Source organism: Macrococcus sp. GL_134, from assembly GCF_057834705.1.
The window spans coordinates 209,649-228,580 of the sequence record NZ_CM174409.1; the positions used below are offsets into that span (position 1 = coordinate 209,649).

At 31.2% G+C, this 18,932-nt stretch carries 20 protein-coding genes and 1 pseudogene; 19 read left to right on the forward strand and 2 right to left on the reverse strand.

Translation table 11 applies throughout. From position 1 onward, the window contains the following. Positions 1-9: 9 nt before the first annotated feature. From truA to AC3IPL_RS01220, 9 genes are all read left to right on the forward strand, one after another. Positions 10-819, forward strand: a complete 810-nt coding sequence (truA, locus tag AC3IPL_RS01180) for a tRNA pseudouridine(38-40) synthase TruA (protein ID WP_489242222.1) — start codon at positions 10-12, stop codon at positions 817-819. A 148-nt stretch (positions 820-967) separates the two neighbouring features. Continuing rightward, the gene (gene rplM / locus AC3IPL_RS01185) at positions 968-1,405 is read left to right on the forward strand and encodes a 50S ribosomal protein L13 (RefSeq protein WP_149459097.1); all 438 of its coding nucleotides are present in this window, start codon (positions 968-970) and stop codon (positions 1,403-1,405) included. Between the two features lie 19 nt (positions 1,406-1,424). Continuing rightward, on the forward strand, positions 1,425-1,817 hold the full coding sequence (rpsI, locus tag AC3IPL_RS01190; RefSeq protein ID WP_246143134.1) for a 30S ribosomal protein S9: 393 nt from the start codon (positions 1,425-1,427) through the stop codon (positions 1,815-1,817). Positions 1,818-2,269: 452 nt separating this feature from the next. After that, positions 2,270-3,265 carry an ArsR/SmtB family transcription factor gene (locus tag AC3IPL_RS01195; RefSeq protein ID WP_489241247.1) on the forward strand — a complete coding sequence of 332 codons (996 nt, stop codon included), beginning with the start codon at positions 2,270-2,272 and terminating at the stop codon, positions 3,263-3,265. After that, complete coding sequence (locus AC3IPL_RS01200) at positions 3,258-4,442, forward strand: MFS transporter (protein WP_489241248.1); 1,185 nt, start codon at positions 3,258-3,260, stop codon at positions 4,440-4,442. Before AC3IPL_RS01195 ends, AC3IPL_RS01200 begins: the two co-directional genes overlap by 8 nt. Positions 4,443-4,736: 294 nt before the next feature. Beyond that, positions 4,737-5,297: a nucleotidyltransferase family protein gene (locus AC3IPL_RS01205; RefSeq protein ID WP_489241249.1), complete on the forward strand. Its 561-nt coding sequence runs from the start codon at positions 4,737-4,739 to the stop codon at positions 5,295-5,297. Between the two features lie 94 nt (positions 5,298-5,391). Further along, positions 5,392-6,648: a hypothetical protein gene (locus tag AC3IPL_RS01210; protein WP_489241250.1), complete on the forward strand. Its 1,257-nt coding sequence runs from the start codon at positions 5,392-5,394 to the stop codon at positions 6,646-6,648. A 57-nt stretch (positions 6,649-6,705) separates the two neighbouring features. Next, positions 6,706-7,011 carry an alpha/beta fold hydrolase gene (locus tag AC3IPL_RS01215; RefSeq protein WP_489241251.1) on the forward strand — a complete coding sequence of 102 codons (306 nt, stop codon included), beginning with the start codon at positions 6,706-6,708 and terminating at the stop codon, positions 7,009-7,011. After that, positions 7,011-7,550 carry a hypothetical protein gene (locus AC3IPL_RS01220; protein ID WP_489241252.1) on the forward strand — a complete coding sequence of 180 codons (540 nt, stop codon included), beginning with the start codon at positions 7,011-7,013 and terminating at the stop codon, positions 7,548-7,550. Before AC3IPL_RS01215 ends, AC3IPL_RS01220 begins: the two co-directional genes overlap by 1 nt. A gap of 117 nt (positions 7,551-7,667) precedes the next feature. Here AC3IPL_RS01220 and AC3IPL_RS01225 read toward each other — a convergent pair. Next, positions 7,668-8,691, reverse strand: a pseudogene (locus AC3IPL_RS01225) (IS30 family transposase). 99 nt (positions 8,692-8,790) lie between these two features. On the opposite strand from AC3IPL_RS01225, the gene AC3IPL_RS01230 reads away from it, so the two are divergent. The 4 genes from AC3IPL_RS01230 (at position 8,791) to AC3IPL_RS01245 (ending at position 12,008) form a co-directional block, all read left to right on the forward strand. Further along, positions 8,791-9,297 (forward strand): GNAT family N-acetyltransferase, encoded by a 507-nt coding sequence (locus AC3IPL_RS01230; protein WP_489241253.1) that lies wholly within the window; start codon positions 8,791-8,793, stop codon positions 9,295-9,297. A gap of 32 nt (positions 9,298-9,329) precedes the next feature. Continuing rightward, on the forward strand, positions 9,330-9,857 hold the full coding sequence (locus tag AC3IPL_RS01235) for a histidine phosphatase family protein (protein ID WP_489241254.1): 528 nt from the start codon (positions 9,330-9,332) through the stop codon (positions 9,855-9,857). A 469-nt stretch (positions 9,858-10,326) separates the two neighbouring features. Then, entirely contained in the window at positions 10,327-11,490 is a 1,164-nt protein-coding gene (locus AC3IPL_RS01240) for an ImmA/IrrE family metallo-endopeptidase (RefSeq protein WP_489241255.1), read from the forward strand. Further along, positions 11,490-12,008: a DUF4411 family protein gene (locus AC3IPL_RS01245; RefSeq protein ID WP_489241256.1), complete on the forward strand. Its 519-nt coding sequence runs from the start codon at positions 11,490-11,492 to the stop codon at positions 12,006-12,008. Before AC3IPL_RS01240 ends, AC3IPL_RS01245 begins: the two co-directional genes overlap by 1 nt. A gap of 354 nt (positions 12,009-12,362) precedes the next feature. Here the strand turns inward: AC3IPL_RS01245 and AC3IPL_RS01250 are convergent, their stop codons facing one another. Continuing rightward, positions 12,363-12,812 (reverse strand): GNAT family N-acetyltransferase, encoded by a 450-nt coding sequence (locus AC3IPL_RS01250; protein WP_489241257.1) that lies wholly within the window; start codon positions 12,810-12,812, stop codon positions 12,363-12,365. Between the two features lie 505 nt (positions 12,813-13,317). Between AC3IPL_RS01250 and AC3IPL_RS01255 the strand changes: the two genes are divergently transcribed. The 6 genes from AC3IPL_RS01255 (at position 13,318) to AC3IPL_RS01280 (ending at position 18,915) form a co-directional block, all read left to right on the forward strand. Then, positions 13,318-13,485: a hypothetical protein gene (locus AC3IPL_RS01255; RefSeq protein ID WP_489242224.1), complete on the forward strand. Its 168-nt coding sequence runs from the start codon at positions 13,318-13,320 to the stop codon at positions 13,483-13,485. 150 nt (positions 13,486-13,635) lie between these two features. Further along, complete coding sequence (locus AC3IPL_RS01260; protein WP_489241258.1) at positions 13,636-14,493, forward strand: metallophosphoesterase family protein; 858 nt, start codon at positions 13,636-13,638, stop codon at positions 14,491-14,493. Positions 14,494-15,067: 574 nt separating this feature from the next. Then, positions 15,068-15,970 carry an SAV1803-related protein gene (locus AC3IPL_RS01265; RefSeq protein WP_489241259.1) on the forward strand — a complete coding sequence of 301 codons (903 nt, stop codon included), beginning with the start codon at positions 15,068-15,070 and terminating at the stop codon, positions 15,968-15,970. Positions 15,971-16,208: 238 nt separating this feature from the next. Next, positions 16,209-16,547 carry a hypothetical protein gene (locus tag AC3IPL_RS01270; protein ID WP_489241260.1) on the forward strand — a complete coding sequence of 113 codons (339 nt, stop codon included), beginning with the start codon at positions 16,209-16,211 and terminating at the stop codon, positions 16,545-16,547. Positions 16,548-17,174: 627 nt separating this feature from the next. Beyond that, positions 17,175-18,350: a DUF418 domain-containing protein gene (locus tag AC3IPL_RS01275; protein ID WP_489241261.1), complete on the forward strand. Its 1,176-nt coding sequence runs from the start codon at positions 17,175-17,177 to the stop codon at positions 18,348-18,350. An 85-nt stretch (positions 18,351-18,435) separates the two neighbouring features. Then, positions 18,436-18,915 (forward strand): hypothetical protein, encoded by a 480-nt coding sequence (locus AC3IPL_RS01280; RefSeq protein ID WP_489241262.1) that lies wholly within the window; start codon positions 18,436-18,438, stop codon positions 18,913-18,915. Positions 18,916-18,932: the final 17 nt, after the last annotated feature.

The window sequence follows — 18,932 nt, forward strand, 5'->3', positions numbered from 1 at the left end:
GGTGACATGATGCGTATACTACTACAAATCACATATAATGGTGCAGGCTTTCAAGGGTTTCAGATCCAGAATGAAGGCCGCACCGTCCAGTATGAACTGGAGCGCATATTGAAGCGGATGCACAAAACATTCGTCCGGATCCATCCATCGTCCCGGACCGATAAAGGTGTCCATGCATTATGCCAGTACGTCCACTTTGACACACCGCTGAAGCTGACGCCCGCTAAATGGCAGCATGCGTTCAACTCAGCACTGCCGGATGACATCTACGTCACAGCTGTCAGAGAGATACCAGAGAGCTATCACTCACGTTACGACTGTATCGGTAAGGCATACCGCTACAAAGTGTATCAAGGGGCACACAGAGACGTCATGAAGAACGGCCGGGAGACGTATATACCAGACGAACTGAATCTCGAACGGATGCAGGAAGCGGCACAGCACTTCCTCGGGACGCATGACTTCACATCATTCTGCTCGGCGAAGACAGAGATTGAGAACAAAGAGCGCACGATCTACTCATTCAATGTAGAAAAGACAGCAGACGGCTATGACTTCCACGTCATCGGGTCAGGCTTCCTCTACAACATGGTCAGAATTATGGTGCAGCACTTGATGGACATCGGGCAGGGTAGGAAAGAAGGGCAGGATATCCCGGACGTCATCCAGGCACGCAACCGGGAGAAAACAGGGAAGACCGCACCCGCTGAAGGATTATACCTTGAAAAAATCTATTTGAGCGAAGAAGAACTGCGGGCTGATCTGCCGGACGACACAGAGATTATCAGCAAGAAAAACAAAGAAAGAATTACACAATAATCATTGACAACTCACCCCAGAGTGTTATAAGATAGACAACGGTATTGTTTAATATCAACCACGACAATAAGCCCCGGAAACTTATTGTGTTACAGATATATAGACAGGAAATCAGAGGGAATTTTTTTTATTTTAGGAGGAAATCGAAATGCGTCAAACATTCATGGCTAACGAATCAAACATCGAACGCAAATGGTACGTTGTTGATGCAGAAGGACAAACTTTAGGTCGTCTTTCTTCAGAAGTAGCATCTATCTTACGCGGTAAAAACAAACCAACATTCACACCACACGTTGACTGTGGCGATCACGTGATCATCATCAATGCTGAAAAAATCTACCTTTCAGGTAACAAACCAGCAGACAAAGTCTACTACCGTCACTCATTACACCCAGGTGGTTTGAAATCAATCACTGCTGGTGAATTACGTGAGAAAAACCCAGTACGTTTATTAGAAACATCTATTAAAGGGATGTTACCAAAAGGTTCTTTAGGCGATAAAATGGGCAAAAAATTGCACGTTTATGCTGGACCAGAACACAAAAATCAAGCACAACAACCTGTAAACTACGAGTTACGTGGTTAATTAAGAGGAGGACATTACATTGGCACAAGTTGAATACCAAGGCACAGGCCGTCGTAAACATTCAGTAGCACGTGTACGTTTAGTACCGGGCGAAGGTAACATCACGATCAACAAACGTGACGTACGTGACTACTTACCATTTGAATCATTAATCTTAGACTTAAACCAACCATTCGATCTGACTGAAACTAAAGGCAACTATGACGTTTTAGTAAACGTTCAAGGTGGCGGTTTCACAGGACAAGCACAAGCTATCCGTCACGGCATCGCGCGTGCGTTGCTTGAAGCAGACCCAGAATACCGTGGTGCGTTAAAACGCGCGGGCATGTTAACACGTGACCCACGTATGAAAGAACGTAAGAAGCCAGGTCTTAAAGGCGCTCGTCGTTCACCACAGTTCTCAAAACGTTAATACTGGAATTGTTGCAAACTTGTTGCTTACAAGTCCAGTACGCAAACTGGCGTAGCCAGTTTGTGTTCAACTGAAAATACGTTTACAGCACTCTTTGGATTATTCCAAAGAGTGCTTTTTTTGTGGTTTTATTGATGTATTCAATTACCTTTTAGTTACCCCTAGGGGAACTATTTTGTGTGAAGCCTGATTAAAATTCAATTATATGAAACTGTATGACACCATATGACATGAACTGGTTTTTCTTTTAGATTCATACATTAGTAAACATATTTTCTCATAATAATATTTGCTAGTTTCATTTGCACTCAATAAATCACATGCATCATTTTATTCACATTGTAAAAAATATCATGTAGATGTAAGAGATTACTTGAATTATTTCATTACTTTCTTTATAATCATTTCAACTTATTAGAAATTTATCCTAAATATTTCGAATGAAGGGTGATATGATGTTGATTATTGATGAAAATTACGAAGTTCAAGAGAAGTTTGTATATGAAGAGCGTCCATTACAACAAGGAATTCTATTTCTCGGAGCTATTACTTATAAAGATTTGATAGATAAGTTTGATTTACAAGAAGTATATAAAAGTATAATAAATAATCTATCAAAAAAAGAGACTGAAATATTCAATGAAATATCTGAAATGAATACTTGGAAAATGTTGCAATCCTTAAGTAATCACTATTATTTAGATGGGGATATATTTATATCATTTGAAAATTATATAGCAAAACTTTCTGATGAACGATTCTTATTATACTTATTTCCTTATAATCCACGTGTTTCTGAAAAAGAGATATTAGAATCATTCAATGATATAAAAATTCAAAATAAAATAACTGAAATATTTAAAGGACATGATTATTACAAAACAATAATTGATTTAATTTATAGCAAAACAGTTAATGAACTTAAAAAAATACTTATCAATCATTTTAAGTTTTCATTGAAATTACATGATACTAGAAATAATAATGAATACAAGAAAAAGATAATAGATAGAAAGCAATTAATAGATCAAGAATTGCTTGAGTTAATTGAGAAGTATGAAAAGACAAATAAAGAAATTGTACTTATTAGTCAAACTGCATATCAACCTTATATATTATTTGCTGAAGACAAAGATATAATATATCTTTATATAATGCCTTTAGAAAGTCGATTGAATATTCCAAGTGAAAAAATGGTTGAGGGTTTGAAATCTATTTCAGATACTATTAAGTTACAGATTATTAAATATATTAAAAACGGTGAAAATACTTTAAATAGATTAAACCAAGTCTTGCCTAATAGTAAATCAACAATACACCATCATATACATCAAATGAAATGCACAAATTTAATTACGCAAAGGGATAATAATTATTTTGTGAATGATGAAGAAATAGATAAGTTATTTAAATCTGTGCATTCTTTTTTAGGTACTAAGTATGATTAGAAAACACATAAACTTTTTAAACCTATGGATAGGTCTATCTGTTTCTGAGTTGGCAGGGTCATTACTTACCTTTGCACTTTCATTGATAGTGTTTAAGAGTACTGGGTCAATCAGGAGTATTGGGATGATGTGGTTATTCTATTTTATTCCTTCTATCATCGTTCAATTAGTAATAGGTCCTTATTTGGATAGATACTCAAAACAACTAATACTTATATTAATACAGTTAGTAAAAGGGGCATTACTGGCTATATTTATTGTGCTATTTTATTATTTCAATGAACTATATCTAATATATATTTTTCAATTATTATTAGGTTGTCTAACTCCAATATTTACACCAGTAAGTCAAGCTATACTACCTAATATATCTAAACAGAAAGACTTAGTTCAATACAACAGTATACTTGATGCCACATCTAAATTGATGATTGCCTGTGGTCCAATCATTTCCGGAATGATTATTAGTATTTCTTCTTCGAATATATCAATTATTATCTCAATGTGTTTATTTATAATAAGTGGAATTAGCTTATGTTTTATAAAAGAAATAAAAAATGAAATGATTAAGAAAGAAAAATGGATAAATCAAATAAAAGAGGGCTTTTCTTATTATTTTGCAAGAAAAGAGATTGTTAAGTTAGGTAACTTAATATTTGCTGTCCAATTTGGTGTGGGTGTCATAACAGTTATTAATTTGCCGTATATATTAGAAGTGTTAAATGGCAACATGAAAGACTATGGAATTTTTATGGCAAGTTTTCCTTTTGGGTATGTAATTGGAGCATCAATAGTGAAAGTTTTTAGTAAATTTAAAGATATAAATGTGATGATATATTCATTGTTGATAGCTAGCACAACATTTATGTTTTTAGGTTTTAATCGCTATATTTTGTTAGCATATGTAATTGAGTTTATTAGTGGTATCGCTTTGGCAATATTTAATTCTTATAACACAACTATGGTTCAAAAGAGTATTGACCAAAAATATTCCGGAAGGATATTTACACTTCGTTTAGCAATAATTAGAACTGCAATACCAATAGGGATAGGCTTTGCAACTATGTTTAGCGAATTATTATCAATAAGAAGTCTTTATATAATTAACACCTTAGTTATTGGATTATTTATAGTGATCTTTATTACGACATATGATAACAAAAAACGTATTAAATAATATGTGTATAAAGATTTAAATATGGTGAATTGTGCATAAAACTTCGAATTAAAAAGATCAATCAAATAATAAATATATTGATGAAAAATTTTATTTTCATGTTAAGCTCTTCTCGAATATATTTGTGAAGTGCTTTTTTATGCTTTTTACCAAACTAGTATCTTTTCTGTAATTATCGTTTGCAAATGCCTCATATAAATATAGAACTTTCTACATATTATGGTACACTAATAATAAAAATTAACTGAAAATTCTTTATAATAGATATAAAATCAATTTTAGGATGTTGAGAACATGATAATTAAGACTAAAGAAGAATTAATAAATATTATTGAGTCTGACAAAGACATGATGGAAATCTTAAAGACAGTTTCATTACTTAATCTACCAGATTGGTGGATTAGTGCTGGTTTTATAAGAAACAAAATATGGGATGTTCTCCATGACTATAATATTAAGACTAAGTATAATGATGTAGATGTTATTTACTATGATGTATCAGACATTCGAGAAAGTACTGAGAAGATGTATGAAAAAGAGTTGAATAATTTAAACTCAGAGATACCTTGGTCAGTTAAAAATCAAGCAAGAATGCATTTAAGAAATGGGACTGATCCTTATGATTCATCTGTAGATGCTGTAAATCAATATCCAGAATGTCCAACAGCTATATGTATAAAGTTAGTGAATAATAATATTGTTATTCATTATGATTATGATTTTGAGGAATTATTTAATGGCATCGTCAGGCCAACACCGTTCTTTGATAATAAAGAAAAAATAGGCATATATTTAAAAAGAATCGAAGAGAAGAATTGGACTTCAAAGTGGCCGAAGTTAGATATTATTAGTTGATTGGATTATTTAATGTATTGTTCTTTTATTAACTATTTTAATTAAAAATATAATTGAAAATCTATATAAAAGAAAGGGAAAAGGGGTGTGTAATATGGCTGTTGGATTAGTTCAAAAAATAAATATCAATCCACCATTAGGAATTGAATTTATAGGATACCATAGAGATAAACCGATTTCTGAAATATTACATGATATTTATGCTATTGCTTATTATATAAATGATAATCGAAAAGAGATGTTATTTATCAGTATAGATAATGTAGGGTTATTAAAAGAATTTAGTGATGAAATAAGAAATAGAATCTCTGAAACTACTAACATAGATATTGATAAAATTATACTAAATTTTAGTCATACTCACTCTGGTCCAGCGACTGCTGATGGTAAAGACATTACCATTAAATATAATAATGAACTTGTAAATAAGCTAGTGGAAGTTTCTATAAAATGTATTGAAACTGCTCAACCTATCGAAATTTCATGGAATCTAGATGAAATAGAAGTTTCAGATAACAGAAGAGAAATCGTAAATGGAATAGCAACAATGGGAATAAGGAAAGATGTTAGGGTAGATAATAGAATTGCATATTTAAATATAAGAAATAAAGCGAACAAAGAAAATTTAGGGTTACTGATTTTTATGTCATCTCATCCGAATATTTTAAAAAGTGACAGCTTTGTACTTTCAAACGATTACAATAGTGTGGTAAGAGAAAAACTTTCAAATGAATCATCCAATATAGCAGTTGTACAATTAGGAACAGGAAACTTGAATCCGAAATGGCGTGGTAGTGTAAACGACTTGAATATTATTGCTGATAAAATTGAAAAGGCATTTAGAAACCAAGAATTTATATATGAGAATATAAAATCATTTGAAATATATAATAAAAAGTATGATATAAATTTAACGAAAATTTCAGATATAGATAAATTAAATGAAAGAGCTAAGTATGCAAGTGAGGTTTGGGAACTGAATACTGAAAAGTGGAAAGATGCTATGATTAGTAGAATGAATGAAACCTTGTCTTTAGAATTTGAAATTAGTGGTTTTAAATTAAACAATGGAATATTTATGGGTATCCCGTTTGAACCATTTTATGAAATGTCACTAGAAATCAAGAATTTACTAGGAAATGATTTGATACTTTTTGGTGGGTATACTAATGGCTATTATGGCTATTTACCATATGCACCAGAGTATCAATACAGCGGGTACGAAGTAGATATCAATCCAGTAGTATACGGACCACTGACGGGATTGTGGATGCCTGTAACTATTGAAGAATCGAAAAATGTTGCTGATAATGTAATAAAAATTATTAAGAATAATGGAGTAAATTATTAAATATTAAAGTATAAATTCTTCAAATTCCTGAATTTCAAATTAGTTAGGTGTGATAATATGACTGTTTTTCATTATGGAAATCAGAGTGTAGAATATGAAAAAATAGGACAAGGACAGCCATTAATTCTGTTATTAGGTATGAATGACATAATAGAAAGTTGGTTGGAAGTAATTGGTTATTTAAAGGAGTACTTTGAAGTATACATTATTTATAGACCTGGAATAGGAAAAGGCAATGTTGATATGGAAAAGGTTTCAATTCAAAATACTGCAGTAATAATAGAAGCCTTCATTCAAAATAATAGATTGAAAAATGTAATTTTAATGGGACATTCATATGGGGACTATGTATTCAAGCTATAATGTGCTCAAATGAAATTAATATTGCAAGGGCAATATTAATAGATTCAAGTTCGGTTAATTTTAGACAATTAGATACCTTTGATACACCGATATTAAATGCCTTTCAATCTGATGATAAATGGTTAAATTATTGTAGTAACTTAATGAATTTACCTTCTGAAAAAATAATAAAAAGATTAAATGTTCATAATGTATACAACAACCCAAGAATATATTCGAATTTTTATAAGACAATGTATACTGAAACTAAAAATTGGGATCAAGACGCTAAAATGCTTAACGATAATTACAAAAAAGTAAATATACCTTTACTTATAATCGGAAGAGATTTAGAATATGCTTCTCAGAAATTAATAGAAGAAAATATACCTGTAAAGGAAGCGTATCTATTCGAAAGAAAATGGCGAGAGCTAATAATTGAACAAAAGAATCTGAGTAGTAAATCAGAAGTTCATTTCATAGAATCAAGTACTCATAATATACATATAGATCAACCAAAAGTTTTAGCAGAAATAATAAAATTATTTTGTTTTAAATAAAGCGAAAATTTCAATTGCAAGTTAGCCACAACATCCAAATTAATAGAGATAGTAGCTTAATGGTTCACTTAATAATCCTTCGGATTTTAGTGACTTCAGAAACAGGTATTTAGGTGTTTAGTAATCTAGAATTTTTCTGGGATAATTGTTCATCCAGTTTTGGATACGATAAATTATCTCATCAGATACTGATTCCATACTGATTCCTTTAGGGATTATCCTTCTAATGAATTTATGGTGGTTTTCTTTAGTACCTCGTTCCCATGATGAATAAGGGTGCGTAAAGTATATTTCAAGTATCAGGTAATGTCTCTGTAAGGTCACAGAACTCTGATCCGTTATCAGAAGTAATAGACTTGAATATTCGTGAAAATGAATTACCTAATTGATCTTTTAATTGACTTAATGCTAATGTGACAGCATCATTAGTTTTACTTTTAATAGGAACGATGATTTCAAATCGTGTCTGTCTTTCAACAAGTGTAAGTAACGCTTTTTCATTTTTAAGTTTAGAACCAATAACAGTATCTATTTCCCAATGACCAAAGACATCTCTAGAATTGATTTCATGACTTCTGTCTTCGATAGATTTTCCTAATACTTTTTTATTTTTTCGACTAGGTCTTCTATTTGTATTTGGTTTTCGTGATATCTTCTCTATAAGGTCGATATTAGAGGTCTTCATAATTCCTCTTTCAATCCAGTTATATAGTGTTGAAACACAAGGAATAATAGAATCACAAAAAATATTATTCTTTTTAGCATAGGCAACTACGACATCGGGAGACCTTTTTTTATTCAACCTCATCTTATCAGCCCAATCAATAAAAGCATGAGATAACTGATGTTTTGGAGTCCTGCAAGAATTCATACGATTTGTTTCATATTTAAGTTGAGCAACATTAGGGAAATAACATTCATAATCATAAAAATATTCTTTACCATTGGAAACTATGCGCTTAATTTGTTTAACAGTTCCTCTATTGATCTCATTGTTAATTGTTTGAGGTGCTCTATTCAAAATTTTAGCAATAGCACGATTTGAATAATTTTCACTCTTCAAAATCTGAATTTGATGTCTTTCAAATTCAGTTAAGTGTTTTCCTTTAACATGATTAGTGGTACCATTTAGATGAGTCATTTGCATTCATTCCTTATTGTTTGTTGTGGTAACTACAATATTAACATGGATGCACATGGCTCATTTTTTATTTTTTAAAGCACACCGTAGGTGGCTAACTTGATTATAGAATTTCTCGTTTTAAATAAAGGTGAAAATATGAAGAATATAAAAATTCAAAAGTTATCACAATTTCATGCTGAAGAAATTGCGAATGAATGGAAGTATGAAGGGATTTATAAATTTTATGATGCAACTGAAGATGAAGAAGATTATCAAGAATTAATTTCACAAGAACTTCGAGATGAACAATATTTTGAAGTATTGTCAGAGGGCCAATTAATCGGATTCTTTGTAGTAAATGATTATATACCAAAAGTTTTAGATTATGGTCTAGGTATGAAGCCTGAATTAACAGGCCATGGTAACGGAAAAATATTTATTCAAAAGACGATCCAATATATCCTTGAAAATTATGATGTCGAAACAATTACTTTATCTGTTGCTTTATTCAACAAGAGAGCAATCAAGTGCTACGAGAAATGTGGTTTTATTAAAGAAAAAGAATTTACTATGGAGACAAACGGATCTCAATATCGCTTTGTTAAAATGTATAGAAGGTGTTGAAAGCTATAATAAAGATTCATCGGAGGAGCAAAATGATTTATTTATTAAGACATTGTAAAGCAACGGGTCAAGAATATAATGCGGAATTAACAAGTGAAGGAAAGGAATCTTCAATAAAACTTATTCCTATCCTGTCGAAATTAAATATACATGAAATTCATTGTAGTCCAATGACAAGAGCAATAGATACAGTAAGTCCATTTGCCGAGAAAAACAATATTCATATAAATACTACTGAAGTTCTTCAAGAAAGAATACTTAGTTTAGATGCGATTCCAGATTGGAAGAGTCATATTGAAAAAACATTTTTAGATTTTGACTATAAACTAGAAAATGCTGAATCAAGTAACGAAGCATTAAAAAGAATTTTTACCTTTGTAAAAAGTTTGGATAATGACAAAAATCATTTAATTGTTTCACATGGCAATCTTTTAACTTTATTGATAAATAAATATGATAAAAATTTTGGATTCATAGAATCATTAAAGATAAGAAATCCAGACTTATTTAAATTAGATTTGATTAATGAGAAAATAGAACATTTGAATATAAACAAATAAATAGTCTGTTATCATACACTTTACTTAGCGAAACCCAGCAGTTTATTTAGGTATTTCTGAGTGATATTTGGTACAATTCTATGCAATAGAATAAATTTTATATCCTTTAATATCATGATGTATGACAGTCTTTACATAGTACGAAAGCCTAAATTTTTTTGAACGTAAAAATCGCTGTACGCTGGTCTAATGCATCGGTCACTTAACATATTTCTAAAAATATTATATATCAATTTTACTTGCACTTTACCAACTTATGTTGGAGAGTGTCTTTTTGTGTTTTTAATAGATAAATTATATATTTTTCTTTTTAGAGATGTTATTGTTGAGTGTTCTTGGAATAAAATGGATATTTTTAATGAGTTAGCTTTACAAATTTTTATTTCTCCAAAAATAATTCACAGTTTGTAAATTACAATTTGTCATTAATAATGTATAATTAAATAAATTATTAAAACGAGGTGATTTGATGACTGCAACATTTAAAGTTAATAAAGACGTCCTTAAATGGGTGGTTAATCAAACAGATGTACCTCCTAATGAACTAAATGAAAAGTTTAAAAATTTAAAAACATGGTTGAGTGAAGATACTGAAATTACAGTTGCGCAAATTGAAAAATTAAGTAAAAAAACAAAAATACCTTTTGGATATTTCTTCATGAATACTATTCCAGAAGAAAACGTTCGACTTGCGGATTTTAGAACTATTGAAAATCATGAAATGACTAAAATGTCTCGTAATTTAATAGATGTTATTAAAGACATGGAAGTTAAGCAAGCATGGATGAGCGATTATCTTATAGAGAATGGTGCTGAACCTTTAAGTTTTATAGGAAAATTTAGTACTAATAATACTTATAAAGAAGTGGCAGAGAGTATTTTTACAACGCTAAGTCTTGAACCGGGATGGAACACGAAGTTTAGGAATGCTTATGATTGCTATAGGTTTTTAAGAAATACTATATCCGAAGCAGGGATTTTAGTTATGCAGAGTAGTTTTGTTGGAAATCAAACTAATAGAAAATTAGAATTGGAGGAATTTAGAGCATTTGTATTAATAGATGATTACGCTCCTTTAATTTTCATCAATAGTTCTGATTCAGCAACAGCAAGATTATTCTCCGTAGTTCATGAACTAGTGCACATTTGGTTAGGAAAAGAAGAGATCTACAACTTTAATGACAATTTAGATATAAACAATAGTGAATTTAACAACTTGAAGTTAGAGAAGTTTTGTAATAAAGTAACTTCTGAATTTCTATTGCCTACTAATAAGTTAGTTGAACAATACAAGTTTAACCAAGATTTATTTGAATTGGCTCAAATTTTTAATGTAAGTCCTCATTTTACAACAATAAGATTAAAAGAAGTTAATCTAATAAATGAACAGGAACTTAAAGAGAATTTAAAATATATAAAATTAAGAAATAAGAAAATACAGGATATGATAAGAAAAAAAGAAAAAACAAAAAGCATTATACCATATTACACTCTGAAAAAAAGTAGTATGGATCGACGCTTTTTAAGTGCTGTGAAAAATTCAGTTGATACAGGTTTTGTTAATTACACAGAAGCATATACATTAGCCGGAACAAAGGGTGAGACTTTCAAAAATTTAATGGAGGGGATTTAATGAATAAATATTTAATGGATGCGAATAGTTTTATTTCTCCAGCTAATAAATATTATAAGCATTCCATTTTCCCTTCATATTGGAAATGGCTTGGAATAAATTTATCTAAAAATATATATATAACTACTGAAATTCTTAGTGAACTCACAGCTCAACCAGACGAATTGAAGAACTGGATTTCGCAATTACCTTCAAAAAATTGTGTTAAGCCTTCACGAGATCAAAAATCTTTAACAGAATATGGCAATGTTATGCAATTTTTAAATACTTCCATTCATTATTCGAATATTTCTGTTGATCTATGGGCTAACGGAAATAAAGCAGATCCTTGGATTATAGCTTATGCAGCTGCTCATAATTTAATAGTGGTGACTGAAGAAAAAAGTAATTTAAGCGGTATAATAAATAGCGGAAACCCTACCAGTAAAGAGCCTAAAATTCCAGATGTATGTGAAGCAATGAATATACCGTGTATTACATTAGATGAAATGATACTTCAAATGAAGTTAGTATTATAGTAAAAATTTTCATCGTGATTGGATATCAATTATTACCACCGGCCAGCAGTTTATTTAGTTACCCTTTAGTTACCCCTGAGTGATATTTTATGCATTTCTATGCAATCGAAAAAATCAGAAATCCTTTAATATCAAGGTGTACGACGGTCTATACACCAGTATGAAATCCTAAAGTTTTTTGAACGTAAAAAACCAAGTCTTAAAGGCGCTCGTCGTTCACCACAGTTCTCAAAACGTTAATCTATCAAAAGATGACAAGCACTTCTTGGAACAATTCCAAGAGGTGCTTTTTATATGTTTATTGATGACATTCCTTAAGTAATCTCACATGGTTATTAGGACAATAAGGGTGTTCTATAGATCCATATAAAGTCTAATCATATCAATAGCTTGAATATCATTTTCAAAAATTTCATCATGATAGTTTTTTAAGAAATAGTCTTTATCAATGTAATTAATTCTGAATCCTATCTTCTGATATAATGCTAACTGATTAATACTCGAGTTAGCAGTACCTATTTCAATATGTTTAAATCCTTTATTCTTAGCCTCATTTATAGCGAATTTAAGTAATTTTTTAGCATAACCTTTCCCTTGATGCTTAGGATCAATCGCAATATTAACTATTTCTAAAGTGCCAGGTCGTGTAGGTAATAGAACAATTACTCCAATAGTTTTTTCATCTTTTATTAAAATATAATTGTTCGATCTAGCAATATACTCTTTAACTATTTCCTCTGAAGGATCAGCTAAAAGCAATAAATCTATAGGTAATTCCTCTAATCTTTCTACTTTAATTATCATTTTTTCCTCCGATTTAGAAATCAATATGCTTTTAAAAATTTTCATGTAACTTTTGCCTTAATGATTAGAGATATAAGCTTTAAAAAGTGACTCCGAATATATTATTAGCAACAGTGTTAAAATACTCAATAATAACGGTTTTAAATTCCTCCAAATTGATTAATAATCTATTTCAATTGATGTAGATTGGAAGTGATTTAAAGCTCAAAGCGCCAGATTTTATTAACGTACAAGTTCAGACTAAGCTTACCATTTTCCAATAACCGTACCATCTGCAGTTTAAACTCAGGAGTGAACGGTCTACTGGGTCTTACCATAAAAAAGCGTCTATTTTTTGATTTAATAATGACTCCCCCATAGGTATTGTCCAATCAAGTGAAACGATTCATAACTATGTAAATCATAATCTCTCTTTAAAATTATGAAAAGTCCAGACAATTTTGCCTATCCTTATTTAAGCGGGAGTGTACATATTTAAACTGGCATTTATACCAGAACAAATCACATTCATATTTATCAATTTAATCATCCTGAAGAAGTACAATTATATAGTGAATTTAAAGAGATTCTGACTAATAAATATGATGAAACAAGAGAATACAATAAAGCTAAGAAGGAATTAGTATCTGAATTAGAACAAAGAGTAATTAAATATTACAAGAATAATAGCTAGTGTAAAGTTCACTAGTTTAATTTTTTAAGGTAATATAACTGAAAATTCTATATAATTAATATAACTCATGATGTTGAGGTCCAATGTTATGAAAATAAAGTCAAAAGATGAATTAATAAGAATAATTAATGAATTATGAGGGGGATGATTATGAAGAAAATTGGATTGATCTCCGATATCCATGGTAATACCACTGCTGCAGAAGAAGTGATTGAAGATGCTAAAAATCAAGAAGTAGATGAGTTTTGGTTTTTAGGTGATCTTTTCATGCCGGGGCCAGGTAGAAGTGACTTATTGGAATTATTGCTTCAAAATAATACAACAACTTTTGTTAAGGGGAACTGGGATGGTTGTTTTACAAGTGTGATTGAAGAATACGATACCATTAACTATGACGATCCGGAAGAGATCTTTATTTTCAAATTGGTGAAGTATGTGATGACAGATTTATCTGAAGAACAGATTCAGTTCATGTTTGATATGCCGATGACGACTGAAAAAGAAATCTATGGCGTGAAGTTTCATCTTTCACATAACTTGCCGAACAAGTTGGGTGGCGGTGATTTAGTTGTACAAAGCACTGGTGAGAACTTTGCGAGGATGTTTGAACATACAGATGCCAAGGTAGCGATTTATGGCCATATTCATGAGCAAGTGCTGAGAAATGTTGACATGGGAGATGATAGAAGAGTTATCAATCCAGGTGCAGTTTCAACGACAATGGGCAAACATTCTAATTATGCTATTCTGAAAGTTGAAGAAAATGGCTCATGGTCAGTTGAATATAGACATATAATTCATGATCATATAAAGACACTAGAAGATTCTCGACACAAACAATTACCATATTATGATTTGTATGAAGATACGATGGTGAATCATGTATATCATACTCATAACGCAGAAGGTATTCATGAAAACAACGTGAAGTATCAATATGGAGAACGAGTAAGAGAATGGTTGGAAGACGAAGTGAATCAGCAGATATTCAATAAATATAGGAAGTAGAAGGTATCTGGATTACAAGTGAGTAGGAAGCGAATAAACGGGGTGAAACTAAGAAATATAATTACTATATCTATAAATGCTAGTTTAAATATGTGCACTCTCGCTTAAATAAGTATGTACAAAATTGACTGGATTTTTCATAATTTCATAGAGGTGAAATGATGAATTACACAGTTAATTTAGATACGAAATTTAAGATTACAAGTCTTTCAGACTTATCCAAATTGAAGGATATAATAGAGAGTGGAAAAATGAAAATCAATAAGAGTAAGCTGGCAAGAGAGCTGGGAAAAGATAGAGGAACTATAGACAAGTAACTGAACGGATCCATGCCATCAACAAAACTTGTTTTATCTAACTTTACACATTCTTCGAATTTAATATATTCAGATGGATGTTCAATACTATAAACATCGCGAAGTAAGAATATCCAAAATCGATGGCTATCTCTTATTTCATAACCTATGTTTTTTCATTTCTCTGAAAATGATTTTTTGACCATTTTAGTATTTTTTCTGGATCCAAAAATGTTTATTCCTTTTGTAAATAAAATATAACTTAGGAGTAATTGTGAATGGATAATTCTATAGAGTACATGGATTTATTATCGAAAAACTATGCAGAGGCACTTGATTTATTACTTCAGAAATATGGGCCTGTACAAGATGACTATTTTAGGGAAGCTTCATATTATAGATTTATGAAGGGAGAGATAAAAAGCATTTCAAAAGGGAAATTTACTAGAACAAGCGAAGGTCTTTATTGTCATCATATAGATGAAATCAAATGGTTGAAAATATCGGATAAAGATTATGTAAAGAAGTTTAATATCCCTTTTGAGACTCAAAGAAAAGATAGATTAGTATATTGTGATTTGATAGAACACACTATTTTACATGTATTGATTACAAAAGAAACATCTTTTAAATATGGTTATCCTGGATATGGAGTTTATTTGAAGCCTATTATTGAAGAATGGTATCTTGATGAAGTTAAACCTAATCCAGAATGGATGAAAAAATGTTATATCAAATCATTTTTAACTCCTCAAAAAGCATTTAATTTATTGAGAGAAATGCAAAAAATATTAGAAGAAAACTATTTTAATACTTTAAATGATTACTATAATGAAAAAAGGAAAAAAGAAGAAGACAGAAAAAAATTGGAAGAACAAGTAAAGCAAAGAAAAATAGACAATAGAAACAATTGGATAGAGAGAGCTAAGCAATTACACTATAAGAGTTCTCGAATGGATATAGTCATGGCTAGTTATAATGTGCTTATATATTATAAAAACATTACGACATTTCGGGGAAGTTTTGTGACATTTAAAGATTACGACAATAAAATGAAAGTATATCCGAAAGAGAAAATACTAGATGACCTTTTAATATATATAGAAAGTCTTCACGATGTTAATAACGGTGTTAAAATCCTCAATAATAACGTTTTAAAAATCCCCAAAATTAACGGATAATCTATATCAATTGATGTAGATTGGAAGTGATTTAAAGCTCAAAGCGCCAGATTTTATTAACGTACAATTTCAGCCTAAGCTTACCATTTTCTAATAATCGTACTATCTTCAGTTTAAACTCAGGATCGAACACTCTACTGGGTCTTGCCATAAAAAAGCGTCTATTTTTTGATTTAACAATAACCTCCCTCATAGGAGTTGTCTAATCAAGTGTAGACGATTCAACGCGCTAGATAAAATGGATTACATTGAAAATTATGGATCAGGTATTAGGAGGATTTATTCGTTATATAAAGGTTTTACAAAACAACCCGAACTCATTGCAACACACAATCTATTTACTGTAATTCTATATAATAAAAATTATAAACTTAATCAAATACCTTCTAATGCAAAGTTGACAGAAATAGTTGAATATTTGTCTGATGGGAAACTAGCTAGCAGATTGGAAATTCAAGAAGTTATGGGACTGCAAAAAAGTTATACAGCTGAGTTGATTGCTGAATTGAAAAAAGCTGATATCATCACTTCAAAAGGAAGAGAGCCAGGTACAAAATATTATCTTAAAAATGATTAGATAAGACCGGACGATAACCGGACGATAGATGGAAATACCTTGATATAACTGGATTTGAATAACCGGACGATAACCGGACGATAAAAAATATATTTTTATATTTCATTTGTCAAAATAAGCTAGACAATCTCTCATCTTCAATGAAATGCATAGAAAACCAGGTCTTAAAGGCGCTCGTTGTTCACCACAGTTCTCAAAACGTTAATGCTGGAATTGTTGCAAACTTGTTTGCTTACAAGTCTAGTACGCAAACTGGCGTAGACAGTTTGTGTTCTATTGAATATACGTTTACAGCACTTCTCGAAACCATTCGAGAGGTGCTTTTTTGTATGGTTTTGTCATGGTGTGTCCTTTTGAATGCCCTTATGAAATTCAGATATTAAATCTTCATTTAAGTCGATATTACATACAAATACGATTATAAAAACTAAGATATTCAGTCTTACTAGTAACTATATATTACTAGATTTCTTATTAAGCAATACAGCCTTTACCTTAAAGTTTCCTTAAATTACTAACTTCTCTATTCTATATTTCTCTTCACTTGTGTACATTGAATATAAGGAAATCTGAGTTTCTTAAATTTGTACGAAAATTTTTAATGAGGTATCAAAGAAAAGAGGGTTTATGAAAAGACTGACAGTTGTTGATAGTTTAAGAGGTTTTAGTTTGATGGGAATATTATTTGCTAATTTGCTCTTGTTCCAGTTCGGCCATTATGGTGCAAATTATCCAGAATTCTATGGGATTGATGCAGTAAATAAGCTTTTGATTTATTGGGTTAAGATCTTCATAGAAGGCAGTTTTATGCCGATATTCGCTGTATTATTTGGTTTCGGTTTAATGAAGATGAGTGAGAGCCTGGAGAAGAAGGGGCGTCCTGTGAAGCGGGCAATCATTAGACGAGGATTAATTCTTTTCATTATGGGATTGCTTCATTCTGCTTATCTTTTCAGTGGGGACATTCTTTATCTATACGGCACTATTACGTTTATAGTGGTATGGATGCTGAAGTTTAAAGTTCGGTCACTGATGATTGTAGCTGCTCTAGTCATACCTTTAATTGTCGGCATTTTATTGGTTAATCCAGATTTTATGGTTGCGGCTGAACAAAGCTTTGCAACTGGAGGATTAACTGCAGAACAAAGTGAATATCTCGCAGCAGAGAAAAGTGTATTTTCAACTGGAACGCTACAAGAACGAAACGATTTCTTTATGGAAGAAGATCCATTCATGGCTTTTACCGATGAAGAGTTCTTACTGTTAGCACCAATTGCCATTCTTTTTAATATACCGCTCTTTTTAATCGGTATGATATTGGCGAAGAATCGCTTTTTTGAAACCGGTCTGACGTCCGTAAAGAAAAAATTCATCTATCTGACACCGATTTTTATTCTGTTTAAAGCATGCATGGTGATCTGGCCGGATAATGATATTCTAGGAACATTAGGTATCATCAGTGTGTATCTACTGAGTTTCTCATATATATCATTATTTTATGTGCTCTATCAGAGATGGCAGGCACTCAAGCTGTTTGAAGCGATCGGCAGACTATCACTCACTAATTATATTGCCCAGTCTGTGTTTCATTCTTTTATCTACTATGGCTATGGCATGCAGCGTTTTGGTGATGACAATTTCTTATTATCACTGCTCATTGCTACTTTATTTTTTATCTTACAAGTGGCTCTAAGTAATCTTTACTTCAAGTATTTTAAACAAGGACCACTTGAATATATCGCGCGTGTTGTCACGTACTGGTCGTTTTCGCCGAATAAGAAAACCAATAATAATTTAATTTAAAGTTGAGAATTTAGAAATATAATCCAGGGAAATATAAGGATTATAAGATTTTTAAAATACTTATTTAGAAAGGTAGGTATCTAGCATGCAAGGATTTATTTTAAATGAAAAAGGCTATGTGACTTTTCCTTATGAAATTCTGAAACACATTGAACCCCACGTAAAAGCTCTGAAATGGAAAGTGAGCTGTGTGGAACATAATAATGCTGATAACGAGACTTTTCCATTGAATGAACCACATGATTACTTTCTGGATAGTGAAGAGTTGTTTTCACTGCTGCAGCAGTATTCACATGTTCAATGGATATGGGGCGTATTATCAGGTTTCCCGAATGAACTGTCCTGGGAAGAAATAAGAGGAACTTCAAACTCTTATGATCTTACAACGGAACAACCTTATTTTAGGAATGGGTTATGTCATATTGAACCGCAAGCTGTATTTGAGTTACTAGCGCTTGATAGTTCGGAGACCTATATCTTGGTCGATGATGAGGTTATTATCTCAAGTCTATTCACACACTTTCCGTATGCTGAACGTCTTGAAAATGAGCTTAAGAACTGGTAGATTTTTGAGATGAGCTG

Coding starts and splice junctions, on each gene's coding strand:
- AC3IPL_RS01245 (WP_489241256.1), top strand. CDS start 11,490: ATGAATAAATATTTAATGGATGCGAATAGTTTTATTTCTCCAGCTAAT.
- AC3IPL_RS01280 (WP_489241262.1), top strand. CDS start 18,436: ATGCAAGGATTTATTTTAAATGAAAAAGGCTATGTGACTTTTCCTTAT.
- AC3IPL_RS01260 (WP_489241258.1), top strand. CDS start 13,636: ATGAAGAAAATTGGATTGATCTCCGATATCCATGGTAATACCACTGCT.
- AC3IPL_RS01205 (WP_489241249.1), top strand. CDS start 4,737: ATGATAATTAAGACTAAAGAAGAATTAATAAATATTATTGAGTCTGAC.
- AC3IPL_RS01270 (WP_489241260.1), top strand. CDS start 16,209: ATGGATTACATTGAAAATTATGGATCAGGTATTAGGAGGATTTATTCG.
- AC3IPL_RS01235 (WP_489241254.1), top strand. CDS start 9,330: ATGATTTATTTATTAAGACATTGTAAAGCAACGGGTCAAGAATATAAT.
- AC3IPL_RS01200 (WP_489241248.1), top strand. CDS start 3,258: ATGATTAGAAAACACATAAACTTTTTAAACCTATGGATAGGTCTATCT.
- AC3IPL_RS01275 (WP_489241261.1), top strand. CDS start 17,175: ATGAAAAGACTGACAGTTGTTGATAGTTTAAGAGGTTTTAGTTTGATG.
- truA (WP_489242222.1), top strand. CDS start 10: ATGCGTATACTACTACAAATCACATATAATGGTGCAGGCTTTCAAGGG.
- AC3IPL_RS01250 (WP_489241257.1), bottom strand. CDS start 12,812: ATGATAATTAAAGTAGAAAGATTAGAGGAATTACCTATAGATTTATTG.
- AC3IPL_RS01265 (WP_489241259.1), top strand. CDS start 15,068: ATGGATAATTCTATAGAGTACATGGATTTATTATCGAAAAACTATGCA.
- AC3IPL_RS01240 (WP_489241255.1), top strand. CDS start 10,327: ATGACTGCAACATTTAAAGTTAATAAAGACGTCCTTAAATGGGTGGTT.
- AC3IPL_RS01195 (WP_489241247.1), top strand. CDS start 2,270: ATGATGTTGATTATTGATGAAAATTACGAAGTTCAAGAGAAGTTTGTA.
- AC3IPL_RS01215 (WP_489241251.1), top strand. CDS start 6,706: ATGACTGTTTTTCATTATGGAAATCAGAGTGTAGAATATGAAAAAATA.
- AC3IPL_RS01220 (WP_489241252.1), top strand. CDS start 7,011: ATGTGCTCAAATGAAATTAATATTGCAAGGGCAATATTAATAGATTCA.
- AC3IPL_RS01210 (WP_489241250.1), top strand. CDS start 5,392: ATGGCTGTTGGATTAGTTCAAAAAATAAATATCAATCCACCATTAGGA.
- rplM (WP_149459097.1), top strand. CDS start 968: ATGCGTCAAACATTCATGGCTAACGAATCAAACATCGAACGCAAATGG.